Raw genomic sequence first — 14,391 nt, forward strand, 5'->3', positions numbered from 1 at the left:
CGATCCTGCCGATCAGGCTCGTGCAGCGTGCGCGCTGCCGTGTGCAGCCTTGCGCGCAGTGCTGCTTGCCCGGTTGCCAGCTTTTTTGCGCGCCGGCGGACGTGCAGGGGAATCATCGGCTTCGTGCAGGCGTTGTTGCAGCAGTGCCAGCACCGCCGCCTCTTCCGGCGACAGGTCGTGCAGCTCCTGCACCAGTTCGGCCTGCACCCGCTCTTCCAGCAACTCGGCGAAACTGCCATCGAGATAGCTCTCGATCACCGCCGGGTGCACATAGCATTTGCGACAGATCGACGGCGTATTGCCAAGCCGGCGGGCCACATTCTCGATGGCGCGGACCACGTTCTGCTTGGCCTGGGCCTGCGAGTCCACCCGCTCGAAGGCCTGCAGCGCCAGCGTAGCCAGCACCGTACCGGCCCAGGTGCGGAAATCCTTGGCGCTGAAATCCTCGCCCGCTGCCTCGCGCAGATAGGCATTGACGTCGCCGGAGTCGATGCAGTGCCGCTCACCGTCGTCATCCACGTACTGGAACAGCTCCTGCCCCGGCAACTCGCGCATCTTGCGGATGATGCGCGCCACATAGGGATCATGCAGCTTGATGTCATGCTGCACGCCGCTCTTGCCACGGAAGCGGAACAGCACATCGCTGCCATCGACCCGCACGTGGCGATGGCGCAGCGTGGTCAGCCCGAAGGACTTGTTCTGGCGCGCGTATTCGTCATTGCCGACCCGCATGAAGGTGCTCTGCAGCAGATGCACCACCGCCGCCAATACCTTTTGCCGATGCAGGCCGGGCCGCTGCAGATCCTGCTCCACCACTTTGCGGATGGTGGGCAAGGCGCGGGCGAAACTGATCATGCGCAGGTATTTGGCGTCGTCGCGCACCAGGCGCCAGCGGGCGTGATAGCGGTACTGCTTGCGACCGCGCGCATCGCGCCCGGTGGCCTGGATATGGCCATTGTGATGGGGGCTGATCCACACCTCTTCCCAGGCCGGTGGAATGGCCAGCGACTTCAGGCGCGCCAGCACTTCGGCATCGCGTATCAGTTGGCCCTGCGCATCGTGATAGGCAAAGCCCTTGCCATGGCGGCTGCGGCGGATGCCCGGCATCTCGTCGTTGACGTAGCGCAGCTGGTTGGCACGGGCGATGTCGGCGGCCTCGTCCTGGTGACGGGCATCGGCGGGGGGAGCAGCATTGCGGTCCATGATGGTCTCCTCGGACGCGGCGCCGGGACATCCGGCAATGGTCCATGGCGGCCATTATTGAGCAAGCCGCCCCGGCCGACAGTCAGCCATTGGCCGGGGATAGTGTGGGACTTTTCCCGCACGTCGAACTAGCCCGGACGACTAGCTCAGACGACTGGCTCAGAACGACCACTGCAGGCTGAAGCCACCTGTCAGTGCGGCCGTGGCAAAACCCACCGGCTTGGCCAGGGGCGTCGCCAGCGACATCTCGTAGTTCATCTTTGCCACGCTGCCGCGCACGCCCAGCGCCGCACCCGTGAGCCGGTGACCGGTCAGGTACTGCGCCATCGGTCCGGCCACCGCTCCGGTATCGACACCGGCAAACAGTTCCTGTCCGCTGTCGCCCAGGGCGAGTGCCAGCTCATTGCGCAGGAACCAGCCCCGTTCGGCCTGCAGGGTCAGCTCGCCATCGAAGCCACGCACGGTATAGCGGCCGCCGATGGAAAACTGGTCCTGCGGCGGCAGTGCTCCCCGGTTCCACTGCGCGCGTAGCGTGCCGCTGTAGCGCAGACGCGCCGAGGCCAGCTGGAAGGGCGCGTTCAGCGAGGCATCCAGCAACCACAGGCCGTAGCGCGAGTCGATCTGCGGCAGGTCGTAGGGCGTCACCGGTTCGCTGCCTTGCCGATCCAGCGAGCGACGATAGGCGAGGGTGGCGTCGGCAATGGCGTCGCCCATGAACTGGCGGTGGTTCAGGCCCGCCTCCCAGCCGCTGGTGCGACGCTGCTGCGCACCGATCTCCAGTTCATCGATGGCGTTGTAGGCGGTGCGCAGCAGGCCCTTGACGAAGACCGTGCTCTTGCTGGCGGCATCGCGCCGGACCAGTCGCGAGAGCTTGAATTCGGTGGTCTCCGAACGGCCGCTGTAGACGAAGTTCTCGAAGGCCCCGGCCACGGTCTGGTGATAACGGTTGCCCGACATCGTGACTGCACCCATCCAGTCACCCCAGGGCAGCGAGTAATGCAGGGTATAGGCCTGGCTGCCGTGGTCGCCGTAGTGGTTCAGGCTGCGGCTGACGCTCACGTAGAAGAGGTCGTTGAGGGTCCACCAGTTGTCATAGGCCAGCGTCAGCCCCAGCAGATACTTGCCGGTGGCGCGGGCGCCGCCATCGTCCAGCGTGGTCGTCAGGCGGAACGGGAAGGCCTGCTGATACTGGATCACCAGATCGCTGTCGCCCGCCTCGGCACCGGCATCCTCGGAGGGCGTGATCTTGATGTCGGCCTGCACGGTCGGCAGGCGCTTGAAGTTTTCCAGTCCTTGCTCGATATCGCGCAGGTTGAGGAGGTCGCCCGGCTTCAGCGGCAGCGCATTGACGGCAGTGCCACGGGCACTTGCATCGGCAGCAAAGCGGATGTGACGCACGCGCCCCGGTTGCACGCTCAACACCAGCCGCCCCGTGGACAGGTCCTGCGGGCGCGCCAGCACCCGGGTGGTGGTATAGCCCTGCGCCACGATGGCGCTCTCCACCCGGGCCAACACCAGATTGACCCCCTGCGAACCGAGGCAGCGCCCCAGCGCGCCGTCCGCGCCTGTCACGCTGGCGAGCGCAAAGCGGAAGCGCTCGGCCTGCTCGCCCTCCAGGGTGATGGATGAAATCAGCCGGCACGGTTGCTCCTCTGCGGGAAAGGCCTGCGGCGTCGGGCTGGCGACGGGGCCACCCAGGCCCACATCCGGCCGCTGTTCCTGTTGCTGGCGCAGGGCGCGTTCACGTTCGCGTTGCAATTGTTCCGGGTTGACGGCGGTTTGCGCGATGCACAGGGCGCTGACCAGGTTCAGGCCGGCGAATATCGGTATCGCCAGACGATGGGTAGAAAGACAGGGGACGGAAAACATGGCTTGAGCGATTCATCCCGCACGCTTGTGCGAGGAATCAACATAAATGATGTCAATGAATAAACGAGTTTTGATGGCTTCCCATCGATGTTGGGTTTTCCCGACAGGAAATCTTCTTGAAATAAGGGAAATCGATAAATCGTCGTTAACCTAAATTAACATCTGGGCCCTGGCAACCAAATTCTTGCCGATCAGAAATGACCGACAACGACGGGTTCGTTGTATAGCCGGTCATAAAAACAATTGCATCAGGGTGTGGGCGTCCATGAACCGTCAGCGTTACAAGCTGGTTTTCAACCGGCATCGCGGCCAATTGATGGCTGTCGCAGAAATTGCTTCCAGTGTCCAGCACCACGGCCGCACCTCGGCACCGGGCGTCGGCCCGGCGGATTGGCTCCCGTCGGTCCTGCGCTTTTCGCGCCTTGCGGTTACGCTCGCGCTGGCCCTGAACACCGTGGCCCACGCGCAGATCCTGGGCGACCGCAATGCCCCGCGCAACCAGCAGCCGACGGTCCTGGTCACGCCCAATGGTGTACCGGTGGTCAACATCCAGACGCCCAGCAGCGCCGGGGTTTCGATGAACCAGTACCGTCAGTTCGATGTGGGCGCCAATGGCGTCATCCTCAACAATGCCCGGGTCACCACCGCCACCCAGCTGGGTGGGCAGGTCACCGGCAACCCCTGGCTGGCCACGGGCGCGGCACGGGTGATCGTGAATCAGGTCAATTCGACCAACCCCAGCTATCTGCGTGGCTACCTGGAAGTGGCCGGCGCCCGTGCGCAGGTCGTCGTGGCCAACCCGGCCGGCATCAGCTGCGCCGGCTGCGGCTTCATCAATGCCAGCCGCGCCACCCTCACCACGGGCCTACCGCAGGTTAGCAACGGCAGTCTGGAGAGCTATCGCGTCGCCGGTGGCACGGTGAGCATCGACGGCAATGGCATGGATGCCAGCCGCACCGATTACGCCGAGATCATTGCCCGCGCCGTGCAAGTCAATGCCGGCATGTGGGCGCCGGAACTGAAGGTCAGCGCCGGTCTGAACACCGTCAGCGCCGACCATGCCAGCGTCGTTCCCGGCGTCGCTCCCGCCGATGGCCAGCCCGCTATCGCCATCGACGTGGCACAACTGGGCGGGATGTACGCCGGTCACATCTACCTCACCTCCACCGAACACGGCGTGGGCGTGCGCAATGCCGGCACCATCGGCGCCTCGGTCGGGCAAGCCGTGGTCACCGCCGATGGTCGCCTGGAAAACAGCGGGGCCATCAGCGCCACCGGCCCGCTGGCGCTGCAAGCCAGCGGCGGTGTGCGCAACAGCGGCGAATTGGGCAGCCAGGGCGCCGTCACCGTCACCACCAGCACGCTGGACAATGCCGGCAGTATCACCAGCACCGGCACGCTGGCGGTACAGGCCAGCGACGTCATCCTCAATACCGGCAGCGTTGGCGGCGAGGGGGGTGTGCAGATGACGGCCGCCAGCATCGACAACCGCAACAGCATCGGCAGCAGTGCGGGACTGGCGCTGCAAGCCAGCGGCAACACTGGCCATATCGGCAATAGCGGCACACTGCAGGCGACGCGGGATGTGACGATCAACGCCGCAACAGTGGATAACAGCGGCACCGTGCGCGCCAGCCAGGGCGCGCTCCAGGTCACCAGCAGTGCAGGCAGCACCAACAGCGGGCGCATCGAAGCCGGCCAGTCCATTGCGGTCAATGCGGCAGGTAGCCGGGGCAATAGCGACGGCAAGGATGTGAGTAACGTACTGACCCACGTCAAGGCCGGCGGTCAGGTCAATATCGACTCTGGACGCGATACGAACCTGATCGGTGCGACGGTAGAGGGAACGATGCGTGTGCTGGCGCACACCATTGTTGGTGGCCTGACCGGAGGGCTCGCCGGAGCGGCAGGCGCTGCAATGGGCACGCTCACCGCACCGAACGTTGCAGCTGCCTTGAATAAGGCGGGCGTTGATCCGGATTTGGCGAGGGAGTTGACGGGGTTGTCGAGTACCTTGGCTGGGGCGGCTGTGGGTGGTGTGGCTGGGGGATCGGCGGCTTATAACGAAGTTATAAATAATTATCTGAAGCATGAAGAGGCGGCAAGGTTAAGCCTGCTCAGGGATAAACAGCTAGTTGGCCAGTGCAATAAGGACTGTGAATCGGAAATCACGTCACTGGAACAGCTAGATAAGAAGCGTGACATTGAATTCCAGGCTTGAACGACTTCCCGGAAGAACCGATGTATACGCTCATCGTGGAAGGTAAAGAAGTACTCAATTTTACTGAATGGCCAGATAAATGGGCTAAGGCTTCGCTGTAACTACCCACTAAAATCCAGCTCACCCCAAACGGCAAAAACTCTACTCAATCGCACCAACACTCCCAAAGTCTCGTCCCCACCCCTCAAAGATTCTCTCTCCGTCTCTCCCCCCGCAACGCCATCCCCAATCCCGCCACGATCGCCACCGCCCCCACCATCATCGAGACCGGCAGCGGCTCCTGCAGCACCCAGGCCGAGGCCGCGACGCCGAAGAGTGGTGAGAGTGCATTGAGCATCAGCGCCCGCACCCCCAGTCGCGCCACCACCCAGTTGAACAAGGCCACGCTGAGGATGCTCACCAGCAGGCCGTGATAGGCGCTCTGCAGCGCCAGGGCGGGCAGGGGCTTGCTGAAGGTGGTTTCGCCCAGCCAGGGCAAGGCCACCAGCGTGCAGGCCAGCGACAGTACCTGCGTCAGCGCCACCGCATCCAGCGGGGCGACCTGCCAGTTGCGGTTCAGGACCAGGTACCAGGCCCACATCAGGGCCGATAGGACGAACATCAGGTCGCCGCGCCAGGCGCCTGCCGGGGCCAGGCCGCTGGCCAGGATGCCATTGAGGCCGACCAGCACCAGCCCGGCCAGGAGCAGGAGCACGCCCCAGGGCGAGATGCGCTCGTGCTGCCGGAAGACGAAGCGGCTGATCGCCATGCCGAACAGCGGGGTGAGCGCCGGATGGATCAGCGCGCCATGCGAGGCGGGGGCGTAGTTCACGCCGCCGACCAGCACCAGGCTGAACAAGGGGCCGGAGAGCAGGAATAGCACCAATCCGCGCCGCCAGCCCACGCCACAGGCGCCGATGAGCCCGCGGCGCCAGGCATAGGGCAGCATCAGCAGGCCGCTGGTGAGGTAGCGCACCAGGGTGGCGTCATAGGGTGTCAGCCCTTGCTGGTAGCCGTAGCGCGAGATCACGGGTTGGATGCCCCAGATCAGCGCGACCAGGATGCCGGAAAGAATGGGTGGGTTCATGTCGAAAGCCGGTTGGTGAAAGCCCTGCAGAAGTGAGCACAGTAGAGCAAAGGGGCTTTGACTGACTTTCGATCATTGGTCAATAATGTTTGAATCTGCGCCATCACCGGTTGACACATGCCCAAGCCCACGCCAGCTCCGCCGACCCTGCCCATCGATCGCGTGGGGGAGATTGCGCGACCGGTGGTGGTGGCGGGTGCCGACTATCCCAGCGGTTCGCTGCAGCCCCTGCACAGTCATCGGCGGGCGCAATTATTGTTCGGGCTGGCGGGCATGATGCAGGTGGTCACGCAGGATGGGGCCTGGGTGGTGCCGCCGCAGCACGCGGTGTGGATTCCGTCCGGGCGTGAGCACCTGAGCCGCATGCTGCTGCCGGTGACGACCTGCAGTGCCTTCGTGGAGCCCGAGCACGCACCACGCCAGGCGCAGACCTGCCAGGTGCTGGAGGTGCCGCCCTTGCTGCGTGAATTGCTGATCGAGGCGACCCGCATCGATCCGCTCTACGCGCCCAATAGCCGGGAAGAAGACCTGATGCGCCTGCTGCTGGCGGAAATCGGTCGTGCCCGCGAGATTCCGGTCCACGTGCCGTTGCCGCAGGAGGAAAAGCTGGGCGCGCTGTGCCGCAGCTTCATGATGGCGCCGTCGATCCGCTCGCGTCCGGGGGAGTGGGCGGAGCAACTGCATACGAGCGAACGCAGCTTCAATCGCCGTTTCCTGGCGCAGACGGGGATGGGTTTCCAGCAGTGGCGCTTGCGGGCCTGTATCGTCAATGCGATCTCGCGGCTGGCGCTGGGGCATTCGGTGACGGTGATCGCCTATGACCTGGGCTATGAACGGCCGGCGGCGTTTTCCACGATGTTCAGGAAGATGACCGGGCATGTGCCGTCGGCCCATCCGGCGGCGCTGGGGGCGGTGCGTCGCAGCCGCTGAGCGGCGGCCATAAAAAAGGCCGGGGCATTTCGCTCCGGCCAACCATTCTGCGAGGGATGCAGAAGAGACTATCGGGGTGAAGGACGCAGGGCGTGGGCCCTGTCGTCAGCCCGGATCAGGCACCTGCCAGGCGCGGGGCCTGCGCCCGGCCGCCCGACTGCATGTAGCGCTCGACCGAGAGGTCTTCATGGGCGATGGCGGGACGGCGGCCGGAGATCAGGTCGGCCAGCAGTTGTCCCGAGCCGCAGGACATGGTCCAGCCCAGGGTGCCGTGGCCGGTGTTGATGAACAGGTTCGAGACCGGGGTGGCGCCGACCACCGGCGTGCCGTCCGGGGTCATCGGGCGCAGGCCGGTCCAGAAGCTGGCCTGGCGGGTGTCGCCAGCGCCGGGGAAGAGGTCGTTGACCACCAGTTCCAGCGTGGCACGGCGCTTGGCCTTGAGGGTGGTGTCGTAGCCGACGATCTCGGCCATGCCGCCCACGCGGATGCGGTCGTCGAAGCGGGTGACGGCGATCTTGTAGGTTTCGTCCAGGATGGTCGAGACCGGGGCGGCGCTGGCGTCGGTGATGGGCACGGTGATCGAGTAACCCTTGAGCGGATAGACCGGAATGGCGGGCAGGCCCGGCACATCGGCGAGCAACTGCGGCGAGTAGGAGCCCAGGGCGACCACGTAGCTGTCGGCCTGTACCAGTTCCTTGCCGCAGACGACGCCGGCGATCTTGCCGCCGGCCATGGCCAGCGCATCGATGGAGACGTCGTAGCGGAATTTGACGCCCAGCTGTTCGGCCATCTTGGCCAGGCGGGTGGTGAAGAGCTGGCAATCGCCGGTTTCGTCATTGGGCAGGCGCAGGCCGCCGGTGAGCTTGCCGCGCACCTTGTCCAGCGCCGGTTCGGCGCCGCCCAGCTGGTCCGGGCGCAGCAGTTCGAAGGGAACGCCGGCTTCCTTGAGCACGGCGATGTCCTTGGCCGCGCCATCCAGTTGTTCCTGGGTGCGGAACAGCTGCAGCGTGCCTTGCTCGCGGCCTTCGTAGGGGATGCCGACATCGGCGCGCAGCGCGCGCAGGCAATCGCGGCTGTATTCGGCCAGGCGCACCATGCGTTCCTTGTTGACGGCGTAGCTCTCGGCATTGCAGTTGCGCAGCATCTGCCACATCCAGCGCAGCTGGTTGAGCGTGCCGTCCGGGCGGATGGCCAGCGGGGCGTGTTCCTGGAACATCCACTTGATGGCCTTCAGCGGAATGCCCGGGGCGGCCCAGGGCGAGGCGTAGCCGGGGGAGATCTGGCCGGCATTGCCGAAGGAGGTTTCCAGCGCGGCGCCGGGCTGGCGGTCCAGTACGGTCACGTCATGGCCGGCCCTGGCCAGATACCAGGCGCTGGTGACCCCGATGACACCGCTTCCAAGAATGACGACGCGCATGTTGATTCCCCGTTTTCAATGATGCCGCTACGAAAGGCTGCTGGATTAGAAGATTCAGCTATGATATGGGCGAATAAATAGTGTTTGTTCGCGTATTTATTGATAATTTCAGGAAGAAATAATTTAAATCGCGCTGAAACAGGAAAAATCCCATGAGAACCCAGCAGCAGTCCGTCCGTACCCTCGACAAGCTTGATCACCGCATCCTGGCGGTGCTGCAGAAGGATGGGCGCATTTCCATGAAGGAGCTGGGGGAGCAGGTCGGGCTGTCGGTCACGCCCTGCATTGAACGGGTCAGGCGCATGGAGCGCGATGGGGTCATCACCGGCTATTACGCGCGCGTCAATCCGGAGTCACTGGGGGCGACCTTGCTGGTGTTCGTGGAGATCACGCTGAACCACAAGTCGGGCAACATGTTCGAGCAGTTCCGGCGCGAGGTGCTGCGCATTCCCGAGGTGCAGGAATGCCACCTGGTCTCGGGCGATTTCGACTACCTGATCAAGGCCCGCATCCGGGGCATGGCCGAATACCGCAAGCTGCTGGGCGATATCCTGCTGCAGCTGCCGGGGGCGGCGCAGTCCAAGAGCTACGTGGTGATGGAGGAAATCAAGGAAACCCTGGCCTTGCCGCTGGACGACTGAGATGATCGGGCGCATGGCGTCGCCAGATAAAGGGTCGGGGGCGGGGCTGGGGCGCGAGGGATGGTTGAGCAGCTTGCTTGACCTGCACTGTACTTGAATCCGGCGTGCGTTCCTGTGCATTCCTGTTTGGTTTGGTGTGACCTAGACTTCACCTACACTGGACTCCACTCCGACCCGAGACATCATGCCTTCCAAACCAAGAATCGAGCAATACAATCAACCCGCAGGCGGCTGGGGCGCACTGAAATACGTGGCGCTGAACCTGGTCAAGGAACACGTGGCCGATGGCAAGGGGCTGCGCACCCTGTTGTCGCAGAACCAGCCGGACGGTTTTGATTGCCCCGGCTGTGCATGGCCGGACCGGGAGCATACCTCCACCTTCGAATTCTGCGAAAACGGCGTCAAGGCGGTGGCCGCCGAGGCGACCAAGAAGCGGGTGACGCCCGATTTCTTCGCCCAGCACACCGTGGCCGAGCTGATGCAGCAGTCGGACTATGAACTGGAAGAACACGGCCGCCTGACCCATCCCATGGTCTACGACGCCGCCACCGACAAGTACCGCAAGATCGAATGGAGTGCCGCCTTCGAACTGATCGGCCAGCATCTCAATGCCTTGCCCGATCCGAACATGGCCGACTTCTACGTCTCCGGCCGCGCCAGCAACGAGGCGGCTTTCCTGTTCCAGTTGTTCGTGCGCCAGTACGGCACCAACAATTTCCCCGACTGCTCCAACATGTGCCACGAGCCCACCAGCGTGGGCCTGCCGGTGACTGTCGGGGTCGGCAAGGGCACCGTGCTGCTGGAAGACTTCGACCACTGCGACACGCTGCTGCTGTTCGGCCAGAACCCGGCCACCAACCACCCGCGCATGATGGGCGAGCTGCGTCACGCCTCCAAGCGCGGCGCCACCATCGTCGCCATCAATCCGCTGAAGGAACGCGGTCTGGAGCGCTTTGCCGACCCGCAGAGCAAGGTCGAGATGCTGACCATGGGCAGTACCCGGATCAGCTCCATGTTCATTCATCCCAAGCTGGGCGGTGACCTGGCACTGATCAAGGGCGTCATCAAGCGCACCATCGAGCTGGACGACGCTGCCCTGGCCGCAGGGACCGAGCGCGTGATCGATGTGGCCTTCATCGAGCAACATACCGCCGGCTTCGAGGCGTTCGCCGCCCAGGCGCGTGGCGAAAGCTGGGACGACATCGTCGAGGAATCCGGCGTCTCCCGTGACGACATCGAAAAGCTGGCCCAGGTCTATGTCAAGGGTAAGGCGGTCATCGCCACCTGGGGTATGGGCCTAACCCAGCACAAGCATGCAGTGGCCACCATCCAGCTGCTGTCGAACATGATGATGCTGCGCGGGAACATCGGCCGCCAGGGCGCTGGCCTGTGCCCGGTGCGTGGTCACTCCAACGTGCAGGGCGACCGCACCGTGGGTATCGACGAAAAGCCGACCCCGGCCTTCCTGGATCGCCTGGAACAGGTCTTCGGCTTCAAGGCGCCGCGTCACCACGGCAACGACACCGTCGGCTCGGTCATGGCCATGCTGGAAGGGCGCACCAAGGTCTTCATCGGCCTGGGCGGCAACTTCGCCATGGCCACGCCCGACACCCCGCGCACCTTCGAGGCCATGCGCTCCTGCAACCTGACGGTGCATATCACCACCAAGCTCAATCGCAGTCACCTGGTACATGGCCGTGACGCGCTGATCCTGCCGACCATGGGCCGCACCGAGATCGACATGCAGAAGTCCGGTCCGCAGGGTGTGACGGTGGAGGATTCGATGAGCATGGTGCACGTCTCCTATGGCATCAACAAGCCGGCTTCCGAGCAGCTGATGTCGGAAACCTCCATCGTGGCGCATATCGCGCAGGCCACCATGCAGTCGCGCAGCAACGGTCCGCAGATCGACTGGCTGTGGTACGCCGAGGATTATTCTCGCATCCGCGATGCCATCGAAAAGGTCTACGACGCCTTCAAGGGTTACAACGAACGCATCGCCAATCCGGGTGGCTTCCACCTGGGCGTGGCCTCGCGTGACCGGGTCTGGAAGACCAGCACCGGCAAGGCCAACTTCATGGTCCTCGACATCCCCAAGGACACCCCCATCCATCGTGCCCGGGCGATCCACGGCGAGAAGCTGCTGACCCTGATGACCACCCGTTCACACGACCAGTACAACACCACTATCTATGGCATGGACGACCGTTATCGCGGCGTGTTCGGCCAGCGCCGGGTGGTGTTCATCAACCCGGCCGATCTGCAGATGCTGGGCTTGAAGGATGGCGAGTGGGTCGATATCACCAGCGTCTGGGACGATGGCGTGGAACGTCGCGCCGATGGTTTCCTGCTGGTGGGCTACGACATTCCCCGTGGTTGCATCGGCAGCTACTATCCCGAGACCAATCCGCTGGTGCCGCTGGAAAGCTTTGCCGACCAGGCCCGCACGCCGACCTCGAAGTCGATTCCGGTGCTGCTGGCGCGTTCGGCGGTGCAGCGCGCGGCGGCGTAAATAGAGATGGCAGACATGGCAGACCCGGCGGCCCCGGACAGCGGCGACCTGCAGGAGCGGGCGCGGCATCTGGGGGTGCCGCCCGAGGTACTGCTCATCGTCGAGACCTTGCAGGCCGACGCCGAAGAGAAGGAGGGCGGCGCGCTGTCACTGGCGCGCCTGTCCAAGCGCACGCAACTGCGCATGAGTACCTTGCGGCGTCTGCTGTCGGCGCTGGAAGAGGCCGGCGTGGTGCAGGTAGCGATGAACGAGGACGGGACCGGCAGCGTCAGCTTGCTGGTGCCACCGCCTCAGTAAGCGCTACCTGAGCGACCTAGGCGCCACCGCCGCCGTGAGCAGCCGCAGACAACTCAATCCGCCAGTTCCTGCACCAGCTTGCCCATCAGTTTGAGGGCCTGTTCGATCTCCCTCGACCAGTCATAGCTGTAGTTGAGCCGGATGAAATGGCTGTAGCGATTGGTGGCCGCAAAAATGCGTCCCGGCGCCACCGTGATGCCCAGTGCCAGACTGCGGCGATACAACTCCATCGCATCCACCTGCGGCGGCAATTCCACCCACAGCACATAACCGCCTTCGGGCGCAGAGACCCGCGTGCCTTCCGGGAAGAAGCGCAGCACGAAGTGCCGCATCAGTTCCCGCTGCTGGGCAAAGGCGCGGCGTACCCGGCGCAGGTGGCGCTCGTAGCCGCCCTGGGTCAGGTATTCGGCGATGGCCCGTTGCGGCGCGGTGGGCGTGGCCAGGGTGTTGAGGAACTTGAGCTTTTCCACCTGATCGCGGTAGCGGCCGGGCATGGCCCAGCCGATGCGGTAGGCCGAAGTCAGGCTCTTGGAAAAGGACGAGCAGTGCAGCACCAGGCCGTCGCGGTCGTAGTTCTTCAGCGAAGAAGGATGGGCATTGCCGTAATAGAGTTCGCTGTAGACGGCGTTTTCGATCAGCGGCATCTGGTGCTGTTCGGCCAGGCGCACCAGCCTTTCCTTTTCGCTGTCCGGCATCTGGAATCCGAGTGGATTCTGGAAGTTGGGCATCACCATGCAGGCCGCCACGGCCTGCGTCTTCAGACATTCTTCCAGGGCCCCGACGTCCATCCCGCGCTCGGGATCGGTGGGAATTTCCAGCGCCCGCATGCCCAGTCGCTCGATGGCGTGCAGCATGGCATAGAAGGTCGGGGTCTCGACCGCGATGGTGTCGCCCGGCTTGGCCACGGCTTGCAGGCAGAGGTTGATGGCCTCGGTCGCGCCGACGGTGATGACGATTTCCTCGGGGGCGACCTTGAGACCGTTTTCCAGGTAGCGGCGGGCGATCTGGCGCAGCAGTTCCGGATGGCCCGGCGGCAGGTCGTCGAACACGCTGGACTGGCTGGCATGGCGGGCGATCTTGCCGGCGTACTGCGCCAGCCGGTGCGAGGGGAAGAGCGCCGGGTTGGGGTAGGGCGACCCCAGCGGCACGGTGCCGTCCTGCTGGATGGTCCTGAGCGTGGCCAGGACCAGCCGGCTGACGTCGACCTCGGTCGATTCCTGCCAGGCCGGGTGGTCCTCGCGCGAGGTCTTGGCCGCCGGCATGGCGACGGTCTCGGCCTGGGCCCGCACGAAGTAGCCGGATTGCGGCTGGCTTTCGATGATGCCCTGGCTTTCCAGCAGTTCGTAGGCGCGAACCACGGTCGTGACGCTGACCTTGTGTTGCTGGCTGGCAATGCGTACCGAGGCGATGCGCTCGCCCGGGCGCAGCACGCCGGCACGGATCGAGGCCGCCAGCTGGTCGGCAAATTGTTTGTAGAGAGGCATGGCGGCCATGGAAGAGGGATGTGGGACGGCGGTGTTAAAGTGCTAAGCCCGCATTCTACAAGGACGCCGCCATGATCACCGTGCATCACCTGAACAACTCCCGCTCGCAGCGCGTGCTGTGGCTGCTGGAAGAGCTGGGGCTGGATTACCAGATCAGGTTCTACCAGCGCAATCCCAAGACCATGCTGGCCCCGCCGGAACTGCTGGCGGTCCATCCCCTGGGCAAGTCGCCCGTGATTACCGATGGCGACCTGACGGTGGCCGAGTCGGGCAACATCATCGAATACCTGCTGGAACGCTACGGCGCCGGCAGTGGCCTGCTACCGGCCGCCGGTACCGCCGAGCGCCTGCGCTATCGCTACTGGCTGCACTTCGCCGAGGGCTCGGCCATGCCCTGGCTGTTGCTGGGCCTGATCTTCGCCAAGATGCCCGGGGCCGTGCCGGTGCTGATCCGTCCGATCGCCAAGATGCTGGCGCAGGGCATGCGCAGCCGCCTGGTCGCGCCGCAGCAGCAGCGTCAGCTCAAGTTCATGGAAGCCGAACTGGGCAAGGACGGCTGGTTCGCCGGGGCGCAGTTCACGGGGGCCGACATCCAGATGAGTTTCCCGGTCGAGGGGCTGCGGGCGCGGGGTGGGTTGGATGCGCGCTATCCCAGGCTGCTCCACTACCTGGAGGCCATCCACGCCCGGCCGGCCTACCAGCGGGCGCTGGAAAAGGGCGGGCCTTACGAGCTGTTGCGCTAGCCTTCGGC

At 64.6% G+C, this 14,391-nt stretch carries 11 protein-coding genes; 6 read left to right on the forward strand and 5 right to left on the reverse strand.

Annotation, left to right across the window (positions count from 1 at the left end; all coding sequences use genetic code 11):
• Positions 1-12 precede the first annotated feature (12 nt).
• Both HBH1_RS03015 and HBH1_RS03020 read right to left on the reverse strand, forming a co-directional pair.
• Positions 13-1,203, reverse strand: a complete 1,191-nt coding sequence (locus tag HBH1_RS03015) for a DNA topoisomerase IB (protein ID WP_102661514.1) — start codon at positions 1,201-1,203, stop codon at positions 13-15.
• 159 nt (positions 1,204-1,362) lie between these two features.
• On the reverse strand, positions 1,363-3,072 hold the full coding sequence (locus HBH1_RS03020) for a ShlB/FhaC/HecB family hemolysin secretion/activation protein (protein ID WP_158243269.1): 1,710 nt from the start codon (positions 3,070-3,072) through the stop codon (positions 1,363-1,365).
• Positions 3,073-3,337: 265 nt separating this feature from the next.
• Between HBH1_RS03020 and HBH1_RS03025 the strand changes: the two genes are divergently transcribed.
• Positions 3,338-5,293, forward strand: a complete 1,956-nt coding sequence (locus HBH1_RS03025) for a two-partner secretion domain-containing protein (protein WP_102661515.1) — start codon at positions 3,338-3,340, stop codon at positions 5,291-5,293.
• Positions 5,294-5,477: 184 nt separating this feature from the next.
• On the opposite strand, the gene HBH1_RS03030 is transcribed toward HBH1_RS03025, so the two are convergent.
• Positions 5,478-6,359, reverse strand: coding sequence for a DMT family transporter (locus tag HBH1_RS03030; RefSeq protein WP_102661516.1), 882 nt, complete (start codon positions 6,357-6,359; stop codon positions 5,478-5,480).
• Positions 6,360-6,476: 117 nt separating this feature from the next.
• Between HBH1_RS03030 and HBH1_RS03035 the strand changes: the two genes are divergently transcribed.
• Positions 6,477-7,289 (forward strand): AraC family transcriptional regulator, encoded by an 813-nt coding sequence (locus HBH1_RS03035; protein WP_102661517.1) that lies wholly within the window; start codon positions 6,477-6,479, stop codon positions 7,287-7,289.
• 115 nt (positions 7,290-7,404) lie between these two features.
• On the opposite strand, the gene HBH1_RS03040 is transcribed toward HBH1_RS03035, so the two are convergent.
• A complete protein-coding gene (locus HBH1_RS03040; protein WP_006464532.1) occupies positions 7,405-8,706 on the reverse strand; it encodes a D-amino acid dehydrogenase in 1,302 nt (433 codons plus the stop codon).
• Positions 8,707-8,858: 152 nt separating this feature from the next.
• On the opposite strand from HBH1_RS03040, the gene HBH1_RS03045 reads away from it, so the two are divergent.
• From HBH1_RS03045 to HBH1_RS03055, 3 genes are all read left to right on the forward strand, one after another.
• Positions 8,859-9,347: an Lrp/AsnC ligand binding domain-containing protein gene (locus HBH1_RS03045; protein WP_006464533.1), complete on the forward strand. Its 489-nt coding sequence runs from the start codon at positions 8,859-8,861 to the stop codon at positions 9,345-9,347.
• Between the two features lie 184 nt (positions 9,348-9,531).
• A complete protein-coding gene (locus HBH1_RS03050; RefSeq protein WP_102661518.1) occupies positions 9,532-11,859 on the forward strand; it encodes an FdhF/YdeP family oxidoreductase in 2,328 nt (775 codons plus the stop codon).
• A gap of 6 nt (positions 11,860-11,865) precedes the next feature.
• The gene (locus tag HBH1_RS03055; RefSeq protein WP_102661519.1) at positions 11,866-12,156 is read left to right on the forward strand and encodes a helix-turn-helix domain-containing protein; all 291 of its coding nucleotides are present in this window, start codon (positions 11,866-11,868) and stop codon (positions 12,154-12,156) included.
• Positions 12,157-12,209: 53 nt separating this feature from the next.
• Here the strand turns inward: HBH1_RS03055 and HBH1_RS03060 are convergent, their stop codons facing one another.
• Positions 12,210-13,649 carry an aminotransferase-like domain-containing protein gene (locus HBH1_RS03060; RefSeq protein ID WP_102661520.1) on the reverse strand — a complete coding sequence of 480 codons (1,440 nt, stop codon included), beginning with the start codon at positions 13,647-13,649 and terminating at the stop codon, positions 12,210-12,212.
• Between the two features lie 62 nt (positions 13,650-13,711).
• On the opposite strand from HBH1_RS03060, the gene HBH1_RS03065 reads away from it, so the two are divergent.
• Positions 13,712-14,383, forward strand: a complete 672-nt coding sequence (locus HBH1_RS03065) for a glutathione S-transferase family protein (protein WP_102661521.1) — start codon at positions 13,712-13,714, stop codon at positions 14,381-14,383.
• Positions 14,384-14,391: the final 8 nt, after the last annotated feature.

It is taken from the genome of Herbaspirillum sp. BH-1, from assembly GCF_002870055.1.
In the GTDB taxonomy this organism is placed as follows: domain Bacteria; phylum Pseudomonadota; class Gammaproteobacteria; order Burkholderiales; family Burkholderiaceae_D; genus Herbaspirillum; species Herbaspirillum frisingense.

Coding starts and splice junctions, on each gene's coding strand:
- HBH1_RS03040 (WP_006464532.1), bottom strand. CDS start 8,706: ATGCGCGTCGTCATTCTTGGAAGCGGTGTCATCGGGGTCACCAGCGCC.
- HBH1_RS03055 (WP_102661519.1), top strand. CDS start 11,866: ATGGCAGACATGGCAGACCCGGCGGCCCCGGACAGCGGCGACCTGCAG.
- HBH1_RS03045 (WP_006464533.1), top strand. CDS start 8,859: ATGAGAACCCAGCAGCAGTCCGTCCGTACCCTCGACAAGCTTGATCAC.
- HBH1_RS03065 (WP_102661521.1), top strand. CDS start 13,712: ATGATCACCGTGCATCACCTGAACAACTCCCGCTCGCAGCGCGTGCTG.
- HBH1_RS03030 (WP_102661516.1), bottom strand. CDS start 6,359: ATGAACCCACCCATTCTTTCCGGCATCCTGGTCGCGCTGATCTGGGGC.
- HBH1_RS03020 (WP_158243269.1), bottom strand. CDS start 3,072: ATGTTTTCCGTCCCCTGTCTTTCTACCCATCGTCTGGCGATACCGATA.
- HBH1_RS03015 (WP_102661514.1), bottom strand. CDS start 1,203: ATGGACCGCAATGCTGCTCCCCCCGCCGATGCCCGTCACCAGGACGAG.
- HBH1_RS03025 (WP_102661515.1), top strand. CDS start 3,338: ATGAACCGTCAGCGTTACAAGCTGGTTTTCAACCGGCATCGCGGCCAA.
- HBH1_RS03035 (WP_102661517.1), top strand. CDS start 6,477: ATGCCCAAGCCCACGCCAGCTCCGCCGACCCTGCCCATCGATCGCGTG.
- HBH1_RS03050 (WP_102661518.1), top strand. CDS start 9,532: ATGCCTTCCAAACCAAGAATCGAGCAATACAATCAACCCGCAGGCGGC.
- HBH1_RS03060 (WP_102661520.1), bottom strand. CDS start 13,649: ATGGCCGCCATGCCTCTCTACAAACAATTTGCCGACCAGCTGGCGGCC.